Raw genomic sequence first — 21,475 nt, forward strand, 5'->3', positions numbered from 1 at the left:
GCTACTGCACGAAGTTGGCCTCTTCGCCGATGTCGACCTGAAGCGCGATCGTCTTGCCGTGGATCGCCGGCAGCTTGCGGGCATTGCGCGGCAGCGGGATGTTCAGCTCCAGGCAGAACTTGACCAGCAGGCGCAGCACCTGGGCGCGGTCGAGGGTGAAGCTGAACTCGCCGCCGCCGGCCTGCTTGGTCCGGCGGCAGATCACGACCAGGCCGGCATCGCGCTCCGGCGTGATCGACACGAAATCCTCGACGTCGTCCAGTTGCGAGCCGCCGCGCAGGAACGAGCGCGTGGCGTCGTGCATCTCGGATTCGCTCAAAATGATTCGGCGCAATTCGGTTGGCATGAAAGGCTCTTGTCATTCGCCCGAAGCGGGGGGTTGCGGACGGCAGATAGACGCAATTGATAAGTCAGGCGGTCGGCCTACCCCATGATAGAAAGCGGCTACACCGATGACTCGAAACGATATTTCTTGTTCCCGTTGCATATCTGCAACAACATTCACGTGTTTCGGCCATGCGCAGGGCCTTTCACCCGAGGCGATAGTCGCGCATACGAATGTACACTTCTTGGGCGGAAATGATGGGTCGGGCGGTAGCTCCGGCCGGCGAGATCGGCGAAGCGGCCGTCATCGGGCTTGTCCGCCAGCGCTCTGCCGCGCGTCGGGGCCGGGCCGGCCGGCTGGACGTGTGCGGTGTCGAGTCCGGTCCGCGCGGCGCGGTCAGATCAGGGTGGAGTTGTCTTCGATCTCGACCGGCGCGGCGGAGGCGGGCAGGTCGCGCAGGGCCTGGGTGCGGCCGTCAAAGTCCGCGGTCTCCGGGCCGCCGAGATTGACCTGCAGCGCGATCGAGCCAGACGCCGGCACCGCCTTCTTGCGGGCGCTGCGCGCGAGCGGGATGTTGTTCTCGAGGCAGAAGCGGATCAGCAGCGCGGTGGCGTGCTCGACCGACAAGAGCACGCTGGTCTCGCGCTCGGCGCCGCCGTCGCGCCGAACAACGCGCGCCGCGATCGACCCGTCGCGGTTGCCGCTGACGGCGATGGTCGAGACGATGCCGAACTCGTCGTGATTCGCCCGCAGATACGAACGCACCGCGACCAGGAACTCATCCGGCTCGAGGATGATCCGCCTCAGTTCGATCGCCATCGATACGCTCCCTTCGTCAGCCGGAAACTGCTAGGCCAAAGGAGTTGAGGAACCGTGAAACCCGCTGATCGCGCACGATAAATACCGCATCGCGCGACCGTTGCGAAACCAACGATTCAGCTGTCGGGCGCCTGGCCTCGCGACCGGCGAAGCCGCTATGCCGACCGGTCGGCCGCGGAGCGGTCGCCGGCTCGCGCCTCGGCCCACAATTGTGCATTCAGGGCGGCCGGGACCGGTACCAGCGCCTCGGCCGGGCGGTCGTAGCGCGGCGTCGCGGCCAGCAGGGCGCGGGTATAGGGGTGGCCGGGCCGTTCGATCACGTCGCGGATGCCGCCCGTTTCCACCACCCGGCCGGCGTGCAGCACGACCACGCGGTCGCACAGCTTGGCGACCACGCCCAGGTCGTGGGTGATGAACAGCACCCCGGCGCCGGTCTCGCGCTGCATGTCGCGCACCAGCCGCAGCACCTGGCGCTGCACCGTCACGTCGAGCGCGGTGGTCGGTTCGTCGGCGATGATCAGCTTGGGGGTGCAGGCGAAGGCGATGGCGATGAGGACGCGTTGGCGCATGCCGCCGCTGAGCTCGTGCGGATACTGCCGCAGCACCCGGTCGGGCGCCGCGATATGGACCGCCTCCAGCAGGGCGCGGGCGCGGGCGCGGGCCGCCGCGCGGCCGAGCGCGGTGTGCAGCCGCATGACGTCGGTCATCTGCGCCTCGATCCGCAGCACCGGGTTCAGGGCGGTCATCGGGTCCTGCGGGATCAGGGCGATGTCGCGGCCGAGCAGCGCCCGGCGGCGGCGGTCGGCGATGGCGAGCAGATCGGTTTCGAAGAAGCGCACGCGGCCGGCGACCACGCGCGCCCGTCGCGGCGCCTCCCCCCGCACGATGCGCCCGATCATCGACTTGCCGGCGCCGGACTCGCCGACCAGGCCGACCACCTCGCCGGGCGCGACCGCCAGGGACACGCCGCGCAGGATGCGCGTCGCGTGCGCGCCGCGGCCGATGTCGAATGTCAGCTTCTCGATATGCAGCATGCCGGTTCGCCGTTCGCGCGGGCCGGTACCGGCGCCGCCGCGGCCATCATCCCAGGTGCGGGCCGCGGCATCAATCCGGGGCCGCGCCGGGCACGCTGCCGTACCCGGCGGCGCGGTGTCAGGCCTCCTGCGGCGCGGGTTGCGGCGGCGCGGCGCGGGCGTGGCGCGCCAGGGCCAGCGACAGGATGGCGAGCAGGACCAGCACCGTCGGAAAGGCGACGAACTGCATGGCGAAGGCATTGGTCAGCGCGCCGACGAAGGCGGCGTGATCGGGCGCCTGGCCCAGGCTGGAGAAGAAGATCTCGCCCGCGATGGCCACGCCCAGTGCCATGCCGATCTGCTGGAACGACTGCAGTGCGCCGGAGCCCGAGCCGGCGTCGCGGGGCGGGATCGTCATCAGCACGGTCTGGAACATCGGCCCTATGGTCGAGCCCATGCCGAGCCCGATCACCAGCAGCGCCGGCGCCAGGTGCCAGTGGTCGACCGTGTCGACGACGCCGCCGACCAGCGTGCGCAGCCAGACGAAGCCGGCGAGCGCGATCATGGCGCCGATTGCCACGCGCGGCCGCAGCGCGCGGGATCCGAGCCGGCCGTTGACCAGCGAGGCGAGGAAAATGCCGACCGGCATCGGTGTCGTGGTGTAGCCGGACTCGAAGGCCGAGAAGCCGAAGCCCGACTGCAGGAAGATCGCGAAGACCAGGAAGAAGCCCGGCATCGAGGCGAACATCGTCATCGTCATCGTGGTGCCGACCAGATAGGCCGGGTTGCGGATCAGGCCGAACGGCAGCAGCTGGGGCCGGTCGCGGCGCAGCTGGCGGCGCTGCCACAACAGGAACAGGCCGGCGGCCGGGGCCGCCAGCGCCAGCATGACGAACACCCAGGCCGGCCAGCCCAGCTCGCGGCCCTCGATCAGCGGGAACAACAGGCACAGGACGACCGCGATCGCCATCGGGATGCCGATCCAGTCGATGCCGATGCCGCGGTGGCCGGCGAGCGACGGGATCAGCCGCAGGCCGGCGACGACCGCAAGCGCGCCGATCGGCAGGTTGACCAGGAAGATCGGCCGCCAGTCGAGCCCGAACAGGTCGGCGTTGATCAGCAGGCCGCCGACCAGCGGCCCGGCGACCGCGGCGAGACCGGCGTTGAGGCCGAACAGCGAGAAGGCGGCGCCGCGTTCCTTGGCGGTGAACAGCACCTGCACCAGCGCTAGCGTCTGCGGCATCATCATCGCCGCCGACAGGCCCTGCAGCACGCGGGCGGCGATCAGCCAGCCGATGGAGGGGGCGGCGCCGCAGAGGCCGGAGCAGACCGTGAAGCCGGCGATGCCGGCGAGAAACACCGTCTTGCGCCCCAGCATGTCGCCGAGCCGGCCGAACGGCAGCAGTCCGACCGCGAAGGCGAGCACATAGGCCGCGACGATCCACTCGAGGTCCGCCGGCGACGCCCCGAGATTGCGCTGCAGCGTGGGCAGGGCGACGTTGACGATGGTCACGTCGACCAGGTTCATGAACGCGGCCAGCAGCAGGATGAACATCGCCGCCCAGCGGCGGGGATGCGGCTGCTCCGGCAGGCTGGGCGCCGCGTGCGCATGCTGTGTCATGGTCTACCTGTCGTTGTCCGGCCGGGTCGGGTTGCATACCGAGCGGACCAGCTCGTCGGCGAGCGCCGCGAACTGGTCGCGCGAAGGACCGCCGAAGTGCCGCGCGCTGGCGAGCGCGCCGGTGATGATCTGCGCCATCAGCGCCGGGTCCATGTCGGCGCGGAACAGGCCGCCGTTGCGGCCCTCCGCCAGGATGTCGGCGAACTGCTGCTGCCAGCGCATCCGCATGCGCAAGACGATCTCGCGCACCTGCGGGTCGCGCTTGGAGCGGGCGATGAGCTCGCCGAACACGAACATCACCTCCGGCCGGTCGAACAGCAGCTCGGCGTAGTCGGCGAATTCGGCTCGCAGGCGGCCGACGGCGTCGAGGCCGTCGCGCGGCCGCGCCAGGTGCTGCTGGTGGAAGTCCACCTTCAGCGAATGGGCGACCAGCTCGATCAGCGCCTGCTTGGTCGGCACGTGATAGTGCAGCGTCGCCACGTTGATGCCGACCCGCTCGGCGATGTCGCGCGTGCGCAGGCCCTCGAAGCCCTTTTCCAAGATCAGTGCGCGCGCGGCTGCCGCGATCGCGCGCCGCCGGTCCTCGCTGCTTTCCCGCCGGCCGGCGGCGTCACTGGTCGGAGTCATGGTTCGACTGCCCCTCAATCAATCATTTGATTGAGGTAAGCTGCCGCGTGCGTCAAGCGGAATCTCGGATGCAGGGTCGTGGGAGGAGAGGCGCGTCGCCTCAGCGCCGCAGCACGGGGTCCAATGCGTTGCGCAGGCCGTCGCCCAGCATGTTGAGGGCGATGACGGTGAGCGCGACGCAGGCCATCGGCAGCGCCATCAGCCACCAGGCCTGGTTCACGTTGGCGCGGCCCTCGGCGATCATGCCGCCCCAGGTCGGCGCGTCGCCGGAGACGGAAAGGCCGACGAAGCTGAGAATCGCCTCGACCACAACGGCGATGCCCATCTCCAGGGTCAGCAGCACGATCAGCAGGGGCAGGACGTTGGGCAGCACCTCGCCCAGCATGATGCGCCAGCGCGCCAGGCCCATGGTCCGCGCGGCGGTGACATAGTCCTGGGCGCGCTGAACCATGACCTCGGCGCGGACCACCCGGCAGAAGCGGGTCCAGTCGACGATCACGATCGCGATGATCACCGCCTGCAGGCCGGCGCCGATCACGGCGACCAGCACCACCGACAGCAGTACCGGCGGGAACGCCATCCAGATGTCGACCAGGCGCGAGATGGCCATGTCGGCCTTGCCGCCGTAGAAGCCCGCGACGAGGCCGAGCAGGGTGCCGAGCACGCAGGCCAGGCTGGCCGCCAGCAGCGCCACCACCAGCGCAATGCGCGCGCCATAGATCAGCCGGGAGAGGATGTCGCGGCCCAGGCTGTCGGTGCCGAGCAGGTAGCCGGGGTCGGCCAGGTCGTCCCAGAACGGCGGCAGGAAGAAATACAGCAGGTCCTGCTCGACCGGATCGCGCGGCGCCAGCCACGGCGCGAGCAGCGCGCACAGCGCCAGCGCGCACAGCACGACGGCGCCGAACAGCACCCGCGGGCTCGCCGCCAGCGCGCGCCAGGTCGCCGCATGGGGGGCACGCACGGGCGCGAGCGCCGTATCAGCCATGGCGCAGCCGCGGGTTCAGCAGCGCATAGCTCAGGTCGACCAGCAGGTTGACCAGGATGAACAGCACCGCGAAGGTCAGCACGACGCCCTGGATCAGCGGCAGGTCGCGGTTGATCACGGCATCGATGGCCAGCCCGCCGACGCCGGGATAGGTGAAGATCTTCTCGACCAGCACCGTGCCGCCGACCAGGAAGGTGAACTGCACCCCGGTCAGGGTCACGGTGGGGATCAGCGCATTGCGCAGCGCCTGGCCGACGACGATGCCCCAGCGCGTGTGGCCCTTGACCCGCGCCAGCACGACATAGTCCTGCGCCAGCGCCTCCACGACCGCGCCCTTGAGCACGCGGGCGATCACCGCGACCAGCGGCAGCGCCAGCGCGATCGACGGCAGCACCAGGTGGGAGAGGATGTCGCCGACCACGTCGAAGCGCCCGCGCACCAGATACTCGAACAGCAGGAAGCCGGTGGCGGGCTGCAGCTCCAGCTTCGGGTCGACCCGCAAGGAGATCGGCAGGTTGAAATTGTCGACCATCAGCACGCCGACCACCAGGATCAGCAGCAGGCCCCACAGGAAATCCGGGATCGCCTGCACGACCGCGATGATGCCGTCGATCGCCGCCTCGACCGGCCCGCGGAAATAGGCGCCGGCGATGGCCAGCCCGCCGCCGGAGAGGATGGCGAGCAGGATCGCGACGATGCAGAGCTCGAGCGTGGCCGGCAGGGCGCCGAGCACCAGCCCAAGCACGTCGCCGCGCAGGCTGATCGAGGTGCCGAAGTCGCCCCGCGCCACCTCGCCGACCCAGATGAAGAACTGGCTGGCGATGTCGCGGTCCAGGCCGTACAGCGCCCTCAGGCGGGCGACGTCGGCCTCGCTGGCGCCCGGCGGCGTCATCATCGCGATCGGGTCGCCGGGCACCACCCGCAGCACCACGAAGGCGATCACGGCGACGCCGAGCAGGGTCGGCACTGCCAGCAGCAGGCGGTTCAGCAGAAAGTGCAGGGATGCCATCGCGCCGGCGAGCCTAGCCGGTGCATCGCGCTTGGCAAGCGGGGAAAGAAGGCGCCCGGAGCGCCATCGCTGGCGGTCCGGGCGAGGTGACGCCGATCGCGGGCCGGTCGAGGCGTGGACCGGCCCGGCGGTTGTGGCCGGCATTGCGCGGACGGCGGGTGCAGGTCCGCCCGCGCACAGGCGGAAGCCGGCCGGGCAACGCCGAGGCTGGCGCCGGCATCGGCGCCGCGCTGTGGCCTGTCGCACAGATCAATCGAAGGTGATGGCGCCCGCACCCGAAAAAAAGGCCGCCCGGGTGGGGCGGCCAGAGAGGCGTTCGGAGGGAGGAGCATTGGAAGCTCACCACGGTATCTGGGGTGCGGCCCGCCGTTTCGCTGTGACCGTCGGCACAGCGCTGTGACGGGCCGCACGCGGGCCGGCGCCGGCCAAAAAAAACCGCCGCCCGTTGGGGCGGCCGAAGAGGTGTTCGGAGGGAGGAGCATGACGATGCTCGCTGCGGTATCTGGGGTGCGTGCGACGGCTGTGCCGTGATCGGCGCCACAGCCCGGTGACGGCGGACACACCGGGCGGCGCGCGAAAAAAAGGGCCGCCCGGGTGGGGCGGCCCAAAAGGCTGTTCGGAGGGAGGAGCATGACGATGCTCGTGAAGTCATATGGGACCGCATGGGCCTGACCGGTGTGACGGCCGGCACAGGACGCGCATTTCGCGCGGGCAACGCGGATCGGCCAAAAAAAGCCGCCCGAAAATGCGGGCGGCGAAAGGTGTTCGGAGGGAGGAGCATGACGATGCTCCACACTGAACATGGGATCAGTAATGCTAGTCTGGCGCGATCCGCGCGATTGCGCTGTGGCGAAAGCCACAGGTCGCGATTCGACTTCGCGAAGGCCCGCTGACCGCTGAGCGCCGGTCAGGCAATGATGTCGGGATAGCGCCCGCTCTCCAGCCGCGAGATCTCGTCTCGCAGCTTGAGCTTGCGCCGTTTCAGCCGCTGCACCTCGAGCTGGTTGATCGCACCGGCCTCGGCCAGGCGGGCAATGGCGTCGTCGAGCACGCGATGCTCCCGCCGCAGGATGGCGAGCCTTTCCTCAGGCGTCTGCGCCGGGTCCTGCGGGTCGTCGGGCGAGTCGGCCATCGGCCGCGATGCTCCCTGTTCGCGTCCGTCCCCGGTCCCCGCCGACCGGGCCCGTGTCAGCGATCACTTGACGGCGGGCCGCACACGCGGCACGTGAACGTCGGCGGCGGCGGGCCGGCACCGGCGCGTGGCCGCCAGCTTATGGCGGGCCGGGCCGGCGCGCAACGCCGGCCAGCGGCCCGGCCGGGCGGTGACGGGCCGGTGCGGCACGGCAGGAAATGGGGCGGCGATGACCAAGCGGATCGGAATTCTCACCAGCGGCGGCGACTGTGCCGGCCTGAATGCCGTGATCCGCGCCGTCGTCTCGCGCGCCGTCGGGACCTATGGCTGGCAGGTGCTCGGCATCACCCAGGGCACCCGCGGCATGATGGAACGCCCGGTGGCCTACAAGCGGCTGGAACTGGCGGATTTCTCCGGCCACATCATGCGCATGGGCGGCACCATCCTCGGCACCACCAACAAGGGCGACCCCTTCGCCTATCCGATGCCGGACGGCAGCCGCAAGGACCGCGCCGACGAGGTGTGCGCCGGCTATCGCGAACTCGGGCTCGATGCGATCATCGTGATCGGCGGCGACGGCTCGATGGCGATCCTGCGCAAGCTGGCCCAGCGCGGCGGCTGGAACATGGTCGCGATCCCGAAGACCATCGACAACGACGTCGGCCTCACCGAGGTGTCGATCGGCTATGCCACCGCGGTCGACGTCGCCACCGAGGCGCTGGACCGGCTGCAGCCCACCGCGGCCAGCCACGACCGGGTGATGGTGCTGGAGGTGATGGGCCGCGACGCCGGCCATATCGCGCTCAGCGCCGGCATCTCCGGCGGCGCCGACGTGATCCTGATCCCCGAAATTCCGTACAGGGTCGAGCAGGTGGCGGAGCACATCAAGGCGATCCGCCGCCGCGGCCGCAATTTCGCGCTGGTGGTCTGCGCCGAGAGCGCGCGCACCGAGACCGGCGAGAAGGTGACCATCACCCAGTCGCAGGGCGAGGTGCGCTATGGCGGCGTCGGCCAGTATCTGGGCGCCAGGATCGCGGAGATGACCGGCGCCGAGACGCGGGTGACGGTGCTCGGCCATGTCCAGCGCGGCGGCCAGCCCAGCTCCAGCGACCGCCTGATCGCCTCGGCATTCGGCGTGCATGCGGTCGACCTGATCGCCGAGGGCAGGTACGACCGCATGGTGGCGTGGCAGAACCGGCGGGTGGTCGACGTGCCGATCACCGAGGCGATCGAGAGCTACCAGGCGGTCGATCCGACCGGCGACATGCTCAAGACCGCGCGCGGGCTGGGCATCTATGTCGGCAACGAGGCGCGGGCCGGGACCTGAGCCGGGCGGCAACGGCGGCGATGACCGATGACGGCGCGGCGGACCTGTGGGCGTTCTGCCTGCGCGTCTACGCGGCGCCCGGCGTCGCCGACGCCTGCCTGCGGCTGCAGGACGAGGCGGGCGCCGACATCCCGCTGCTGCTCGCCGCATTGTGGTCGGCGACGGAAGGGCCGGGTGCGCTCGACGCGGCGGCGCTGGCCGCGCACGATGCCCATGTCGCGCCGTGGCGCGACAACGTGGTCCGGCCGCTGCGCCGGGCCCGGCGCTGGATGAAGGGCGCAGGCCATGCCGGCCATCGGCTGCGCGATCGCGTCAAGGCCGACGAACTGGCGGCGGAGCGGCATCAGCTGGCGATGATCGCGGCCTGGCTGGGCGGCGCCGGCGTCGATGCGTCGGCCGGCGCGGACGCACCGCTCGAAGCCCTGGCCCGCTGGCTGGGCCGCGACGGATCGCGGGCCGACCCGGCCGACCTCGCCCTGGTCGCTGCGGCCGCCGGCTAGCCTTCCAGGGCGGCGTTGTAGGCGACGTAGACGGCTTCCGCCTGGCCGGCGGCCTCGGCGAAGCGTTCGACGCGATCGACCAGCTCGATGAAGCTCTTCGGGGTGTCGTCGTCGAGGGCCTGGGCCAACGCAGCGTGGGCGATCTCGAGCCGGCGCAGGGCCTCGGACGGGTCGCTGGCGCGCAGGGCGTCGAGGTTGTTGGACAGCGCCACCGCCAGCTCGCCGGCGGCATAGCGGTCGCCGGCCCCGGTGCGGTTGAACAGGGCGATGGTCGCCTCGATCTCCTGCGGTCCGCGGGCCAGCCGTGCGGCGTGGGCGGCGGCGACGTCGGCCGCCAGCGCTGCGGCGAGCTGCGCGACCGCGGGATCGGTGCCGGCGACGACCGCGCGCAGCGCCTCGATGCGCGCGAGGTCGCCATAGACCCCGGCCAGCAGGTCGCCGACCATGGTCACCGCCTCGGCCGGGCGTGGCATTGCGGCGGCACCGGGCAGCGCCTCGGCCGCCGCCGCCAGCGTGCGGCCCCGATACTCGGCGTCGAAAGCGGCGGCACGCAGCGGATCGCCGTCCTCGGCCTCGAGCACGGCCTGCAGTGCGCCGACATAGGCCGTCAGCGCGTCCATCGCCGCACGACGCTGGGCCGCCTGCGCCGCATCGACGGCGAAACCGGCCTGGGCCTTGGCCCAGATCTCGGCACAGCGGCCGGACGACGGATCGATCAGCGACCGGTCGAGGGCGTCGCCGGACATCACCGCCGCAGCAAGGCAGGCCTGCCGCCGCGAATCCGGCGTGTCCTCGAACGGGCTGATCACGTCCTCGACCACCGCGGCGGTCTGGCCGGTGGCCGTGTTCAGCGTCGCCAATGGCTCGGCGTATTTCGTCGGGTCGGTGCAGGCGGCCAGCGCAAGCGCCGCGACCACGGCCGCCGTCCCCGGTGCAAGCTGTGTCATGGTGTCCCCACGCATCAGACCGTTGCCGTGCACGCTACCAGCGGGTGATGTACAAATCCTAATACACCGGCCCGGGCACCGACACTTCAAGTGAATTATGGCGTGGGCATGATCGGATGCCCGGCTGCACCGCCGGCGGCTACGGTCCGGGCAGGCGGATGGCCTTGCCGGCCTCGTCGACGGCGACCAGGGCAAAGCGGCCGCTGGCGCAGGAGGTGCGCGCGCCGGTCAGCAGGTCCTCGGCAACCAGCTCCGCCTCGACGGTGACGGTCGATCCGGACGCCTCCACCACGCGACCGATCAGCTCCACCAGCCGGCCCTGCGGCGCCGGCGCGGTGAAGGCGATGTCGGTGCTGGCCCGCAGCACCAGGCGGGCGCGGGTATGGCGGGTGGCGGCGACGAAGGCGATCCGCGCCAGTGCCGCCAGCTCGTCGCCGGCGAACATCGTGCCGTAGTGATTGGTCGTACGCGGGAACACCAGGTCGACGGAGCGCACTTCGGTCAGGGCTTGGCTCATACGGCACGTCCTGCGGTCGCGGTGGCGGGTAGGGCGCTGACAGCGGCCGCCAAACTGCCTAAGGTCGCGCCGCATAACAAGGGGCTGCGGACAGTGTGCGCGGCCCCGCATCCGCACCGGAACGACCATGGCCGAACCGCCGCTCCGCCTCGCCTGCATCGGCGAGTGCATGATCGAACTGACCGCCCGCGACGCCCGCACGCTGGACCTGCGCTTCGGCGGCGACACGCTCAACACCGCAGTCTATGCCGCGCGCCGGCTGCGGCAGGCCGGCCGCTTCGCGCAGGTCGACTATGTCACCGCCCTGGGCGACGACCCCTATTCCGACTGGATGGTGCAGAGCTGGGCGGACGAAGGGGTAGGCACCGGCACGGTGCTGCGCCTGCCCGGCCGGCTGCCGGGGCTGTACATGATCCGCACCGACGACAGGGGCGAGCGGACCTTCCACTACTGGCGCTCGGCTGCGGCGGCGCGCGACCTGTTGCGGGCGCCGCGGATGGCGGATATCGCCCGCGACCTCCGCGCCTACGACATGATCTATCTGTCCGGCATCACGCTGTCGATCTTCGACGCCGAGTCGCGCGCCATGCTGTTCGACCTGCTGGACGACGTCAGGCGCGTCGGGGCGCTGGTCGCCTTCGACGCCAACTTCCGCCCGCGCGGCTGGCCCGACGTGGAGGAGGCGCGCAAGACCATGGCGGCGGCCTGGCGGCGGACCGACATCGGGCTGCCGACGTTCGGCGACGAGCAGATGCTGTTCGGCGATGCGGACCCCGACGCCACCATCGCGCGGCTGCAGATGCTTGGCGTCCGCGAGGTGGTGGTCAAGCGCGACCGCGCTCCGTGCGTGATCGACCGCGCCGGCATGCGCTGGGAGATTCCTGCGGAATCGGTGGCCAAACCTGTGGACACCACCGCGGCCGGCGACAGCTTCAACGGCGCCTATCTGTCTGCCCGGCTGTGCGATGCGCTGCCGGCCGATGCCGCCCATGCCGGCCATCGCGTGGCGGCGGCGGTGATCCAGCATCCGGGCGCGATCATCCCGCTGGCGGCGATGCCGGCCACCTGAACCGCCGCCCCGCCGACGCAAGGGCTTGCGTACGGGAACCGTCCGCCGCACCATCCGTTTACTAACGTCGGACTCGGCCCGAGCCGCGGCCGCACAGGCGGGAGCTTTGACGGATGGCCTCCATCGGATCGACGGCCCTCGGCATCGCCGGCCTCGGCTTCGCGCTGACGATGGCCGGGTGCCAGGCCGCGCGCGGCCCCTCGGACGGCACCGGCCGGCAGGCCGGCGCGACCGCCGCCGTCGCGACCGGCGTGCCGCCGGCCACCCCGGCGTCCTGCACCGCCGACCTCGGCGCGCCGGCCGAGATCGGCGACGGCGGCCTGCAGCTCGTCGAGCGCCTGCGCGGCGAGACGCCGGGCTCCGAGCCCTTCGTGACCGCCGCCCTGCTGGCCGGCGCGCGTGCCGCCGCCGCGGGCACGTGGGAGCGCGCCTATGCCTTCTGCGCCCTGGTGCCGGACAGCGCGGCCTACGACCAGACCAAGGAGGCCGGACTGTGCCGCGCGCGTGCGGCGCTCGCGCTGGACGACGCCCATCTTCCGTGCGCGCTGGCGCTGGCCGGCCAGTGGGCGGCCGAGCAGGGCCGCATCGGCCTCGGTCTTGCCACCCCTGCGGCGGCGGAGGAGCCGCCGGCCAGTTGATCCGGGTCAACGCGACGCCGCGCCATCGCGTCCATCTTGTGCCGATCGATCTACGCTTGGCGGCGCGGCAATGGGGGGCGGCGATGCGGGCCGATGGACTGAGTTCGAACGCGATCCGGGCGATGCTGGTCGCCGCGCTGGTCGGCGCGGGCGGCGCGACGGCGCTGGCCCAGGGCAATCCGGAGTTGGCGCAGCCGCTGGTGGAGACGCGCTGCGCCGCCTGCCATGAGGTGCCTGGAATGGCGCCGCCGGCCGTGGCCGCACCGGACCACGGGCCGTCTTTCCTGGAGATCGCGGCCGACACGCAGACCTACTCGCGGGCGTGGCTGACCAGCTTTCTGCGGCGGCCGCACTACCCGATGACGACTTTCATCCTGACACCGGTCGAGGTGGACAATATCGTCTCGTTCATCCTGCAACTGCGGGACTGACGGAACCGGTGTCACGGCGGAGGAGGCGACGATGAATGCGGTCGGAGCGATTGCAGCGCGTGACACGGTGCGAGCGGCGGCGACCGCTCGCCGCGCGGCTCGGGCGGGCCTGGCGTTGGCCGCCATCGCCTTGCTGGCCGGCCCGGCCCGGGCGGAGGGCGATGTCGAGGCGGCACGCCCGATCATCGCCGATCGCTGCACGGTGTGCCATCACGTGCCCGGCTATCCGGCGCCGCAATACACCGCCGGCGGTGCCGCCGCCAGCTTCCAGGACATCGCCGACGGCAGCCAGTACGACACGCCGGAGAAGCTGACCGCCTTCCTGCACCAGCCGCACTTCATCATCCCGGGCTTCAGCCTGTCCGACGAGGACATCGACAACCTCGTCGCCTTCATCGTCGCGCTGCGGCACGAATAGACGCGGCCGGCCCCGCCGGGCGGCAGGGCCGGCCGCAGCGATCCTGAAGGTCAGAGCACGAAGTCGTTCAGCGGGTCGAGCTGGCCGCCGCTGACGCCCTGCAGGAAGACGCTGTTGTCGCCGATGGTGATCAGCGTGCCGGCCATGTTGTTGGTGATGACCAGGTCGGCATAGCCGATGCCCAGGGCCGAGAAGTCGAGCTGGTCCGCGCCCGGCTTGAAATCCTTGACGATGTCGTGGCCGAACGCGCCCTCGAACAGGAAGGTGTCGTTGCCGAAGCCGCCGATCAGCATGTCGTCGCCCAGCGCGCCGTTCAGCTCGTCGTCGCCGGCGGCGCCGTCCAGCGTGTTGTCCAGCTCGTTGCCGGTCAGGAAATCGGCGTAGCCGGAACCCTCGACATTCTCGAACTCGCCGATCAGGTCGCCCTGGGCGTCGCCGCCGGCGGCGGCGTTGTAGCAGGCGTCGGCCGGCGCCAGGCAGACGAAGACGCCGCCGGACGAGCCCGCATAGGACACGGTATCGATGCCATCGCCGCCGAGCAGCAGGTCGGCGCCGGCGCCGCCGTTGATCCAGTCGTTGCCATCGCCGCCCCAGGCATAGTCGTCGCCGTCGCCGGCATAGATGGTGTCGTCGCCGTAGAGCGGCACGGTGACCACCAGCCCGTTGGCGGTCTCGTAGCTGTACCAGCCGTCACCGACGATGTAGTCGTTGCCGTCGCCGCCCCAGATCCAGTCGTCCTCGCCGCCGCCCCAGATCTGGTCGCCCTCGCTGCCGCCGTCGATGAAGTCGTTGCCGAAGCCGCCGTACAGCCAGTCGATGCCGCTGCCGCCGAACAGGAAGTCGTCGCCGTCTCGGCCCTCCAGCTTGTCGTCGCCGGCCTGGCCGTTGATGGTGTCGTCGCCGTCGCCGGCAAAGACCCAGTCGTTACCCTCGCCCATGTCGATGAAGTCGTTGCCGGCGCCGACCTCCTCCAGCGTCCAAAACCGGTCGTCGCCGGCACCGCCATAGGCGGTGTCGTTGCCGGCGTCGCCATAGAGATGGTCGTTGCCCTCGCCGCCGTAGAGCAGGTCGTCGCCGTCGCCGCCATAGAGCAGGTCGTCGCCCGCCTCGCCATACAGGGTGTCGTAGCCGGCGTCGCCGCTGATCAGGTCCTTGCCGTTGCCGCCATAGGCGCGGTCGTCGCCGTTGCCGCCGCTGACATGGTCGTCGCCTTCGCCGCCCTCGAGCAGGTCGTCGCCGTCCCAGCCGTAGATGTTGTCGTTGCCGCCGAGGCCGCGGATGTAGTCCCCCTTCGATGTACCTGGCAGGTGCTCGGCGGCCTCCGTGCCGGTGATCGGGTTGAGGATCTTCAGTCGGATGATGGGCATTTTCCGTTTGCTCCGTTCGGGCGCCATGAGCGGCTCCGATTGCGCAGAAGTCGCTGGCGCATGAACGGCGGTTCATGTTCCGGAGAAAAATGTCCGGGCGGCCGCGGCAGGCGTGGCGCCGCCCCCGGCTTTGCGGCGGTCAGGTGAAGAAATAGCGGGTGACGTGAAAAAACAGCGGCGCGGCGAAGGCGATCGAATCGACCCGGTCGAGCATGCCGCCGTGACCGCCGATCATCTGGCCCCAGTCCTTGACCCCGAGGTCGCGCTTGATCGCCGACAGCACCAGGCTGCCGAAGAAACCGGCGACCACGATCACCGTGCTCATCGCGGCCGACTGCAGCGGCGAAAACGGCGTGACGAACCACAGACCGGTGCCGCAGGCGATGGCGAGCGCGCCGCCGCCGATCAGGCCCTCGACGGTCTTCGACGGGCTGAGCCGCGGCGCCACCGGCCTGCGGCCGAACAGCTTGCCGACCACATACTGGAACACGTCGCTGAGTTGCACGACGACGACCAGATACAGCAGCAGCATGGCCGGCGGTGCGTTGTGGCCGGGGACGACCAGGATCAGCAGCGCGGCGGCATGGCTGATGGCATAGACGGCCAGCATCAGCCCCCATTGCATGACGGCGCTGCGGGCCAGGAACTGCCGGGTGTCGCCGCCGACCGCGGACGCGACCGGCAGCGCCAGGAACACGTAGACCGGGATGAAGATCGCGAACAGCCCGTACCAGCCGGCGGCGATCAGGACATACTGCGCCGGGATCACGACGAAGAACGACAGGAACAGCGTGACGCGGTCGCCCGGCCGGGTGCGGATCAGGGTCAGGAACTCGCGCAGCGCCAGGAACGAGATCAGCGCGAACAGGACCATGGTCGCGGTCGTGCCGGCGGCCAGCACCGCCGCGAAGATCGCCGCCATGATCCACCACGAGCGGATCCGGTCGTTCAGGTTCTGCACCGTGGCCCGTGCCTGTGGGGTGACGACGGCGCGCCTCAGCGTCGCGCCGACGGCGGATGCCAGCGCCAGCAGCGCGACGATGCCGCCGGCCAGCCAGACGAACGACCCGTCCAGTGTCATCGGCCATGCTCCGTCGCTTCGTGCGGTTCGGCGAGCCCGGCCAGTGCCGCGCGGGCGCGTTCCAGGAAGGCCGGCTTGGTCTCCCCCGGCATCAGTGCCAAAGGCGCGCCCACCGTCAGCGTGCACAGCAGCGGCACCAGCAGCAGGCTGCCTTTCGGCAGCACGCGATGCAGGTTCTCCACATGCACCGGCACCAGCTCCACATGCGGGAACCGGCGGGCCAGGTGGAACAGCCCGCCGCGGAACGGGGCGATGGCGCCCTCGCCGCGGGTGCCCTCGGGAAACAGGATCAGCGACTCGCCGGCGGCAAGCGCGCGGGCGGGCAGGTCCAGCGGATCGGCGGCGCCGTGCGGTTTGCGCTCGACGAGCACCGCGCCGAGGCAGCGCTCGGCAAGGAAACGCCGGGCGGGGCTGCGGGACCAGTAGTCGCGGGCCGCGACCGGATGGGTCCGGTCGCGATCGCCGCGCGGCAGCGCCGCCAGGATGACCAGCGTGTCGAGGTGGCTGCTGTGGTTGGCGAAGTAGATGCGGGCGGCATCGGACGGCCCGCAACCCTGCCAGCGCGCGTGGGCGCCGACCAGCAGGCGCACCAGGCCCAGCAGCAGCGCGCGGATCAGCCGCGGCATGACAGTGCCGCGGCCAGAGTCCGCGTCCGGGTGGCGCAGGTGACCAGGCTGCCCAGGCCAATAACGCCGACCGCCACCGCCAGGCCGTGCTGCGTGCCGGTCAGCGCGGTCTCGGCCGCCGCGGCGAGCAGCCCGGCGGTGAGCGCGGCCATGCGCCGCGGCTTGGACATGATGCCACCGAAATCCTGGGCAAAGCCGAGCGAGCCGCCGAGCATCCGCAGATAGGCGGTCAGTGCGGCCGCCAGGGCGCCGGCCCAGCCCAGCCACGGCACCCCTGCCGCGTAGCCGGCCGCCACGATCAGCAGGCTGTCGGCGATCCGGTCGGGGATCTCGTTATAGAGTGTGCCGAGGGCGCTTGCCTTGCCGCCCTCGATGGCGACCATGCCGTCGAGCAGGTTGCACAGCAACCGCAGCTGCACCATGGCGGCGGCCAGCGTCAGTCCGACCCATCCGCCCCACAGCGTCAGGGCTGCGCCGCCGCCGGCGAAGACGACCGACGCGAGCGAGATCTGGTTCGGCGTGACGCTGCTGGCGGCCAGCCGGGCTGCCAGGAGGCGCGCCCACCCGGTCGAGCGGCTGGCAAGCGGCCTGCGAGCCGCTTCGGTGCCGGCGCGGCCGCTCGCGTCCGTGCTCGCCTTCATCGGGTACCTCCCTGGTTGACTGGGCGTTAAATGAACATCGTTCATATATGGTTGTCCCGAACGCGAGTCGGTAGAGGTGGGGAAGCAGCACGCAAGGCCACGCAGGGCGGTCGGAGAACGAAGACCCCGGCCGGTTTGATCGTTGCATTGCCCGCGCGTTGCAGGAACGCCGAGGAATCATCGCTCTCGCTGCCGGTGCTGGCGCACGAGACCGGACCGCGGTGCGATGTCGGGGACATTGTCAATTTTACGTTCATGCGAGAGGCGAGGCAACCAGCGGCTCCGGTGGCGCATGTGTCGCCGGCACCGACCGGCCGGTTCATCCGGTCCGACGCCGTCGCGACGCGTCGGTTTGACGGACGACACGCGGCCGGTCGGTCGTGTCGCATCGGCGGCGATGTGAATTCATTTGTCAGCGCGCCAGCGGCGGGCTGTCATCGGCCGGCGGCAGGCAACGCGATGAACCGAACCGGCCCGCCGCGCGACCCATGCCATGGCATTGTCTTGGTGCCCGCCGTCGTGCGGGCGCGCGGGAGTGGAGACCGCCCTATGCACCCCAGCCGAAGCTCGTTGCATCTTTGCCGCCGTGCCGGCGGCGCGGCGCTCGCCCTGGCCCTGTGGCCGCTGGCGGCGCCGGCGGCCGAACTGACCTTTCCCGGCATGGCTGGCGACGTCGTCGTCGATCTGCCGGCACTGCCGGCGCCGCCGACCGGCGAGATCGATCTCGCCCGGGTCCGCGACCGCGCCTTCGCGGTGGCCGACCTGTTCCCGGCCGCGGAGCACGATCTCGACCTGCTGGCGGAGAGCCTGGGCGGCGACCCGGCCGCCGCCTTCGCCTTTGTCCGCGACCGAATCGGACTTGACCCCTATGACGGTGCGCTGCGCGGTGCCGAAGGCACGCTGGCGGCGGGCGCCGGCGGCAGTGCCGACCGGGCGCTGCTGCTGGCGTCGCTGCTGCAGGCGCAGGGCGTCGCGGTCCGTTTTGCCGTCGGCACGCTCGACCCCGCCGGGACCGAGCGCGTGCACGCGGCTGCGCTGAACGGTGGCATTGCCGGCCGGCTGGATGCGGAAGCGCAGGCGGCCGTCGTCTCCCTGGCCGGGCTGTCGCCGGCGGCGCTGGACCGGCTCGACGCGCGCGCCCGGCGCGACCTCGGCTGGCTGTGGCCGGCGGTCGGCGCGCACCTCGGCGATCCGTCCGCGGCGCTCGCCGCGCTGCCCGCCCGCCATGTCTGGGTGCAGGCGATGATCGACGGCGCGTGGACCGATCTCGATCCCACCCTGCCGGACGCCGCCCCCGGGACCGCTCTGGCCGCGCCGGAAGCGACCTACGACGCGCTGCCCGACGACATGTGGCACCGGGTCACCGTCGCCGTGGTCGCCGAGTCGCTGGCCGACGGCGCGCTTGTCGAGCAGACCTTGCTGGCGGTGCCGCTGGCCGCGGCCGATGCCGCCGCCGGACAGGTGTTCCTGGTGTTCTCGCCGGCGGTCGGCGGCGGCGTGTCGGGGCTGGCCGGCGGGCTGATGGGCGCAATGGGCGAGGCGCCGAGCTACGTGCCGACGCTGGTGCGCGGCGAGCTGGTCGAGAGCGGCGAGCCGGTGCCGGCGCTGCCGGCCGCACAGGACGACGCCCAGGCCTTCTTCTTCGGCGACGAGGCCGAGACCGGACCGGAACTGACCGCGCTCTATGTCGACGTGACGGTGGCGGTGCCGGGCCTGCCTGCGGAAACGCGGCGGCGCGTCCTGCTGGACCGGGTCGCGCCCGATGTCCGCCAGGGCGGTTCCGTCGATGCCGCGTGGCTGGCGGAAACGCACATGGGCCTGGACGGCCCCCGCATCTTCGAGACCATCCACCAGATCGCGGTGTCGGTCGGCGGTGCCGATCCCTATCGGACCGCCGTCGGCATGGGCCTGGCGGTGGCGGCGCTTGGCGACGGCATGGCCAGCGAACAGGCGATGGGCGAGCTGTCGCTGCCCGCGATGCTGTGGCCGGTCGGCGCGCTGAACCAGGCGACGGTGCTGGCCAGCGAACGGCTGTCGGTCGCGGCGGCCAACGACCGTGCCGACCTGCGGCTGTTCGTCGGTGCGCCGCGCGTGTTCCTGTTCTCGTTCGCGCCGGTGCCGGTCGGCGACGGCGTCGGGGCCGGGCTTGCCATAGACCTGCTGCACGATTCGGTCGCGGCGGTGGCGGCCGAGGGGGTCGCGCCGATCGACGTGGCCCAGCGGCGGTTGTGGTACGGCGTGGTGCAATCCGCGCTGGAGACCACGCTCGCCGAACTGCGCTCCGGCGGATCGGCTCCGGATGCGACGACTGTCGCCAGCACCAGCAATGCCATGTCGCCCGACCTGGCGGCGATCGCGCCGGCCGACGCCGCGGCCGTCGCCGCCGATGCGCCAGCCGCCCTGCGCGACGCCCTCGCCGACGGCGACGTCGTGGTGGTCGCCGATGGCGGTACGACGGCGTCGACCCAGACCTGGTGGACGCTCGACCCGGCCAGCGGCGACATCCGCGCGGTGCTCGATCCTGGCCTCGGCGGTGCGACCGGCGGCGGCTGGCGGCCGGGCGGGCCCTATGTCAACGCCTCGCCGGGCGGCGACCGGATCATCGTCGACCCGCGCACCGGCCGGAACATCGGAATCTCGCGCGGCGGTCGCGACTACATGTTCCGCAATCGGCCGCCAGCCGACACCTGCCGCGGCGGCCCCGAGTACCAGATCATCCTGGGTTGCGTGTCGATCCCGGCCAGTATGGCAGTCGGCACTGCCTACGCGCTCATTGTGTCCGAGATCGTACTCTTCGCCGCGCTGACGATCCTCCAGCTCTGACGCGTCGAGGGTCGGACGCTACAGGTGGCCGGCGTCGACCCAGGCGATCCGCAGCACGTTGGTGGCGCCGGGCGTGCCGAACGGCACCCCGGCCGTCACCACCAGCCGGTCGCCGATCGTTGCGAACTCGTCCTGCGCCGCCATCCGGCAGGCCTTGTCGACCATGTCGGTGAAATTCTCGACGTCGGCGGTGTAGTCGCAGTGCACGCCCCAGGCGATGGCCAGCCGCCGCGCCGTCTCCAGCTTCGAGGTCAGGCACACGATCGGCGCCGCCGGGCGTTCGCGCGCGGCCCTCAGCGTGGTCGACCCGGTGGTGGTGTAGGTGACGATGCAGCGGGCGTTGATCGTCTCCGCCACCTGGGCCGCGGCCGCGGTGATCGCGTCGGCCGAGGTCCGGTCCGGCGTCGGGTGCGACGCCTGCATCAGCATGCGGTACTGCTCGTCGGCCTCGGTTCGGCGGATGATGCGGTTCATCATCGTGACGGCCTCGTGCGGGTACTTGCCCGCCGCGGTCTCGGCCGAAAGCATCACAGCGTCGGCGCCGTCGAACACCGCCGTCGCGACGTCCGAGGCCTCGGCGCGGGTCGGCGACGGGGAACTGACCATCGAATCCAGCATCTGGGTCGCCACCACCACCGGCTTGCCGGCGGCGCGGCAGCGGCGCACGATCCGTTTCTGGATGCCGGGCACGTCCTCGGGCGGCAGCTCGACGCCCAGGTCGCCGCGGGCGACCATGACCGCGTCGGCCAGCTCGATGATCTCGTCGAGGCGGTCGATCGCCGCCGGCTTCTCCAGCTTCACCAGCACGCCGGCGCGGCCGCCGATCAGCTTGCGGGCGTCGGCGACGTCGTCCGGCGTCTGCACGAAGCTGAGCGCGATCCAGTCGCAGCCAAGCGACAGCGCATAGTCCAGGTCGCGACGGTCCTTCGGCGTCAGCGACGACAGCGGCAGCACCACGTTGGGCACGTTGACGCCCTTGCGCTCCGACAGCGGCCCGCCTGTCACCACCTCGGTCTCGGCAAAGCCGGGATCGGCCCTGGTGACGCGCAGCCGCAGCTTGCCGTCGTCGAGCAGCAGGTCGGTGCCGACCTCCAGCGCCTGCAGGATTTCGGGATGGGGCAGCGGCGCGCGGCCGCTGTCGCCGGGCGTCTTGTCGAGGTCGAGGCGGAATGCCTGCCCCGGCTCCAGCACGATCGGGCCGTCCTTGAAGGTGCCGATCCGCAGCTTGGGGCCCTGCATATCCGCCATGATCGCGATCGGCCGCCCGGTGTCGGCCTCGACCTTGCGGATCATGTCGTAGCGCGCCTTGTGGTCCTCGTGCGCGCCGTGGCTGAAGTTCAGCCGGAACACGTCGACGCCGGCCGCGAACAGCTCGGCGATGGTGGCCGCATCGCTGCTCGACGGTCCGATGGTCGCGATGATCTTGGCGCAGCGTCTGCGTCGCATGTCGAATACCCCAGACGTTTCCCGGGCCGGCCCTTTGCCGGCATTCGCGTTTCTTGCCGCTCTCCGGCGGCTGGCGGCAGTGCGGCCGGTGCGCCGGCACTCCCGCACACAAC

At 71.3% G+C, this 21,475-nt stretch carries 22 protein-coding genes; 7 read left to right on the top strand and 15 right to left on the bottom strand.

The features are described 5' to 3' along the window. Window position 1: 1 nt before the first annotated feature. The 8 genes from R3F55_12180 to R3F55_12215 all read right to left on the bottom strand — a co-directional run bounded on the left by R3F55_12180 (window position 2) and on the right by R3F55_12215 (window position 7,531). The gene (locus R3F55_12180) at window positions 2-304 is read right to left on the bottom strand and encodes a hypothetical protein (GenBank protein MEZ5668170.1); all 303 of its coding nucleotides are present in this window, start codon (window positions 302-304) and stop codon (window positions 2-4) included. 417 nt (window positions 305-721) lie between these two features. Continuing rightward, window positions 722-1,144 carry a hypothetical protein gene (locus R3F55_12185; GenBank protein MEZ5668171.1) on the bottom strand — a complete coding sequence of 141 codons (423 nt, stop codon included), beginning with the start codon at window positions 1,142-1,144 and terminating at the stop codon, window positions 722-724. A gap of 155 nt (window positions 1,145-1,299) precedes the next feature. Continuing rightward, complete coding sequence (locus R3F55_12190; GenBank protein ID MEZ5668172.1) at window positions 1,300-2,178, bottom strand: ABC transporter ATP-binding protein; 879 nt, start codon at window positions 2,176-2,178, stop codon at window positions 1,300-1,302. 118 nt (window positions 2,179-2,296) lie between these two features. Beyond that, window positions 2,297-3,778, bottom strand: coding sequence for an MFS transporter (locus R3F55_12195; GenBank protein MEZ5668173.1), 1,482 nt, complete (start codon window positions 3,776-3,778; stop codon window positions 2,297-2,299). A gap of 3 nt (window positions 3,779-3,781) precedes the next feature. Continuing rightward, window positions 3,782-4,405, bottom strand: a complete 624-nt coding sequence (locus R3F55_12200; protein ID MEZ5668174.1) for a TetR/AcrR family transcriptional regulator — start codon at window positions 4,403-4,405, stop codon at window positions 3,782-3,784. A 100-nt stretch (window positions 4,406-4,505) separates the two neighbouring features. Beyond that, window positions 4,506-5,390 (bottom strand): ABC transporter permease, encoded by an 885-nt coding sequence (locus tag R3F55_12205; protein ID MEZ5668175.1) that lies wholly within the window; start codon window positions 5,388-5,390, stop codon window positions 4,506-4,508. Then, window positions 5,383-6,399, bottom strand: a complete 1,017-nt coding sequence (locus R3F55_12210) for an ABC transporter permease (GenBank protein MEZ5668176.1) — start codon at window positions 6,397-6,399, stop codon at window positions 5,383-5,385. Before R3F55_12210 ends, R3F55_12205 begins: the two co-directional genes overlap by 8 nt. A 907-nt stretch (window positions 6,400-7,306) precedes the next feature. After that, entirely contained in the window at window positions 7,307-7,531 is a 225-nt protein-coding gene (locus R3F55_12215) for a DUF465 domain-containing protein (protein MEZ5668177.1), read from the bottom strand. A 229-nt stretch (window positions 7,532-7,760) separates the two neighbouring features. On the opposite strand from R3F55_12215, the gene R3F55_12220 reads away from it, so the two are divergent. Both R3F55_12220 and R3F55_12225 read left to right on the top strand, forming a co-directional pair. After that, window positions 7,761-8,858: an ATP-dependent 6-phosphofructokinase gene (locus R3F55_12220; protein ID MEZ5668178.1), complete on the top strand. Its 1,098-nt coding sequence runs from the start codon at window positions 7,761-7,763 to the stop codon at window positions 8,856-8,858. Between the two features lie 20 nt (window positions 8,859-8,878). After that, window positions 8,879-9,358 (top strand): TIGR02444 family protein, encoded by a 480-nt coding sequence (locus R3F55_12225; GenBank protein MEZ5668179.1) that lies wholly within the window; start codon window positions 8,879-8,881, stop codon window positions 9,356-9,358. Here the strand turns inward: R3F55_12225 and R3F55_12230 are convergent. After that, on the bottom strand, window positions 9,355-10,305 hold the full coding sequence (locus R3F55_12230; protein ID MEZ5668180.1) for a hypothetical protein: 951 nt from the start codon (window positions 10,303-10,305) through the stop codon (window positions 9,355-9,357). The genes R3F55_12225 and R3F55_12230 overlap by 4 nt on opposite strands. Before the next feature lie 139 nt (window positions 10,306-10,444). Next, a complete protein-coding gene (locus R3F55_12235) occupies window positions 10,445-10,822 on the bottom strand; it encodes an acyl-CoA thioesterase (protein ID MEZ5668181.1) in 378 nt (125 codons plus the stop codon). A 127-nt stretch (window positions 10,823-10,949) separates the two neighbouring features. Between R3F55_12235 and R3F55_12240 the strand changes: the two genes are divergently transcribed. The 4 genes from R3F55_12240 (at window position 10,950) to R3F55_12255 (ending at window position 13,378) form a co-directional block, all read left to right on the top strand. Further along, entirely contained in the window at window positions 10,950-11,891 is a 942-nt protein-coding gene (locus tag R3F55_12240) for a sugar kinase (protein MEZ5668182.1), read from the top strand. A gap of 113 nt (window positions 11,892-12,004) precedes the next feature. Beyond that, a complete protein-coding gene (locus tag R3F55_12245; protein ID MEZ5668183.1) occupies window positions 12,005-12,529 on the top strand; it encodes a hypothetical protein in 525 nt (174 codons plus the stop codon). Next, on the top strand, window positions 12,526-12,960 hold the full coding sequence (locus R3F55_12250; protein MEZ5668184.1) for a hypothetical protein: 435 nt from the start codon (window positions 12,526-12,528) through the stop codon (window positions 12,958-12,960). Before R3F55_12245 ends, R3F55_12250 begins: the two co-directional genes overlap by 4 nt. Window positions 12,961-13,075: 115 nt before the next feature. Then, window positions 13,076-13,378: a hypothetical protein gene (locus R3F55_12255; GenBank protein ID MEZ5668185.1), complete on the top strand. Its 303-nt coding sequence runs from the start codon at window positions 13,076-13,078 to the stop codon at window positions 13,376-13,378. A 50-nt stretch (window positions 13,379-13,428) separates the two neighbouring features. Here the strand turns inward: R3F55_12255 and R3F55_12260 are convergent, their stop codons facing one another. From R3F55_12260 to R3F55_12275, 4 genes are all read right to left on the bottom strand, one after another. After that, a complete protein-coding gene (locus R3F55_12260; protein ID MEZ5668186.1) occupies window positions 13,429-14,745 on the bottom strand; it encodes a calcium-binding protein in 1,317 nt (438 codons plus the stop codon). Window positions 14,746-14,884: 139 nt separating this feature from the next. Further along, complete coding sequence (locus R3F55_12265; protein MEZ5668187.1) at window positions 14,885-15,826, bottom strand: phosphatidate cytidylyltransferase; 942 nt, start codon at window positions 15,824-15,826, stop codon at window positions 14,885-14,887. Continuing rightward, the gene (locus tag R3F55_12270; GenBank protein ID MEZ5668188.1) at window positions 15,823-16,452 is read right to left on the bottom strand and encodes a lysophospholipid acyltransferase family protein; all 630 of its coding nucleotides are present in this window, start codon (window positions 16,450-16,452) and stop codon (window positions 15,823-15,825) included. The genes R3F55_12265 and R3F55_12270 overlap by 4 nt, the downstream gene beginning before the upstream one ends. Beyond that, entirely contained in the window at window positions 16,440-17,093 is a 654-nt protein-coding gene (locus R3F55_12275; protein ID MEZ5668189.1) for a CDP-alcohol phosphatidyltransferase family protein, read from the bottom strand. Before R3F55_12275 ends, R3F55_12270 begins: the two co-directional genes overlap by 13 nt. 549 nt (window positions 17,094-17,642) lie before the next feature. Here R3F55_12275 and R3F55_12280 point away from each other — a divergent pair. Next, window positions 17,643-19,916, top strand: coding sequence for a transglutaminase domain-containing protein (locus R3F55_12280; GenBank protein ID MEZ5668190.1), 2,274 nt, complete (start codon window positions 17,643-17,645; stop codon window positions 19,914-19,916). 18 nt (window positions 19,917-19,934) lie between these two features. Here the strand turns inward: R3F55_12280 and pyk are convergent, their stop codons facing one another. After that, window positions 19,935-21,362, bottom strand: coding sequence for a pyruvate kinase (pyk, locus tag R3F55_12285; GenBank protein MEZ5668191.1), 1,428 nt, complete (start codon window positions 21,360-21,362; stop codon window positions 19,935-19,937). Between the last annotated feature and the right edge of the window lie 113 nt (window positions 21,363-21,475).

The sequence above is a fragment of the Alphaproteobacteria bacterium genome, assembly GCA_041396705.1.
GTDB lineage: Bacteria > Pseudomonadota > Alphaproteobacteria > CALKHQ01 > CALKHQ01 > CALKHQ01.

Bases quoted from the DNA above. Each gene is read 5' to 3' on its own strand.
- R3F55_12180 (MEZ5668170.1), bottom strand. From the start codon at position 304: ATGCACGACGCCACGCGCTCGTTCCTGCGCGGCGGCTCGCAACTGGAC.
- R3F55_12185 (MEZ5668171.1), bottom strand. From the start codon at position 1,144: ATGGCGATCGAACTGAGGCGGATCATCCTCGAGCCGGATGAGTTCCTG.
- R3F55_12190 (MEZ5668172.1), bottom strand. From the start codon at position 2,178: ATGCTGCATATCGAGAAGCTGACATTCGACATCGGCCGCGGCGCGCAC.
- R3F55_12195 (MEZ5668173.1), bottom strand. From the start codon at position 3,778: ATGACACAGCATGCGCACGCGGCGCCCAGCCTGCCGGAGCAGCCGCAT.
- R3F55_12200 (MEZ5668174.1), bottom strand. From the start codon at position 4,405: ATGACTCCGACCAGTGACGCCGCCGGCCGGCGGGAAAGCAGCGAGGAC.
- R3F55_12205 (MEZ5668175.1), bottom strand. From the start codon at position 5,390: ATGGCTGATACGGCGCTCGCGCCCGTGCGTGCCCCCCATGCGGCGACC.
- R3F55_12210 (MEZ5668176.1), bottom strand. From the start codon at position 6,399: ATGGCATCCCTGCACTTTCTGCTGAACCGCCTGCTGCTGGCAGTGCCG.
- R3F55_12215 (MEZ5668177.1), bottom strand. From the start codon at position 7,531: ATGGCCGACTCGCCCGACGACCCGCAGGACCCGGCGCAGACGCCTGAG.
- R3F55_12220 (MEZ5668178.1), top strand. From the start codon at position 7,761: ATGACCAAGCGGATCGGAATTCTCACCAGCGGCGGCGACTGTGCCGGC.
- R3F55_12225 (MEZ5668179.1), top strand. From the start codon at position 8,879: ATGACCGATGACGGCGCGGCGGACCTGTGGGCGTTCTGCCTGCGCGTC.
- R3F55_12230 (MEZ5668180.1), bottom strand. From the start codon at position 10,305: ATGACACAGCTTGCACCGGGGACGGCGGCCGTGGTCGCGGCGCTTGCG.
- R3F55_12235 (MEZ5668181.1), bottom strand. From the start codon at position 10,822: ATGAGCCAAGCCCTGACCGAAGTGCGCTCCGTCGACCTGGTGTTCCCG.
- R3F55_12240 (MEZ5668182.1), top strand. From the start codon at position 10,950: ATGGCCGAACCGCCGCTCCGCCTCGCCTGCATCGGCGAGTGCATGATC.
- R3F55_12245 (MEZ5668183.1), top strand. From the start codon at position 12,005: ATGGCCTCCATCGGATCGACGGCCCTCGGCATCGCCGGCCTCGGCTTC.
- R3F55_12260 (MEZ5668186.1), bottom strand. From the start codon at position 14,745: ATGCCCATCATCCGACTGAAGATCCTCAACCCGATCACCGGCACGGAG.
- R3F55_12265 (MEZ5668187.1), bottom strand. From the start codon at position 15,826: ATGACACTGGACGGGTCGTTCGTCTGGCTGGCCGGCGGCATCGTCGCG.
- R3F55_12270 (MEZ5668188.1), bottom strand. From the start codon at position 16,452: ATGCCGCGGCTGATCCGCGCGCTGCTGCTGGGCCTGGTGCGCCTGCTG.
- R3F55_12275 (MEZ5668189.1), bottom strand. From the start codon at position 17,093: ATGAAGGCGAGCACGGACGCGAGCGGCCGCGCCGGCACCGAAGCGGCT.
- R3F55_12280 (MEZ5668190.1), top strand. From the start codon at position 17,643: ATGCACCCCAGCCGAAGCTCGTTGCATCTTTGCCGCCGTGCCGGCGGC.
- pyk (MEZ5668191.1), bottom strand. From the start codon at position 21,362: ATGCGACGCAGACGCTGCGCCAAGATCATCGCGACCATCGGACCGTCG.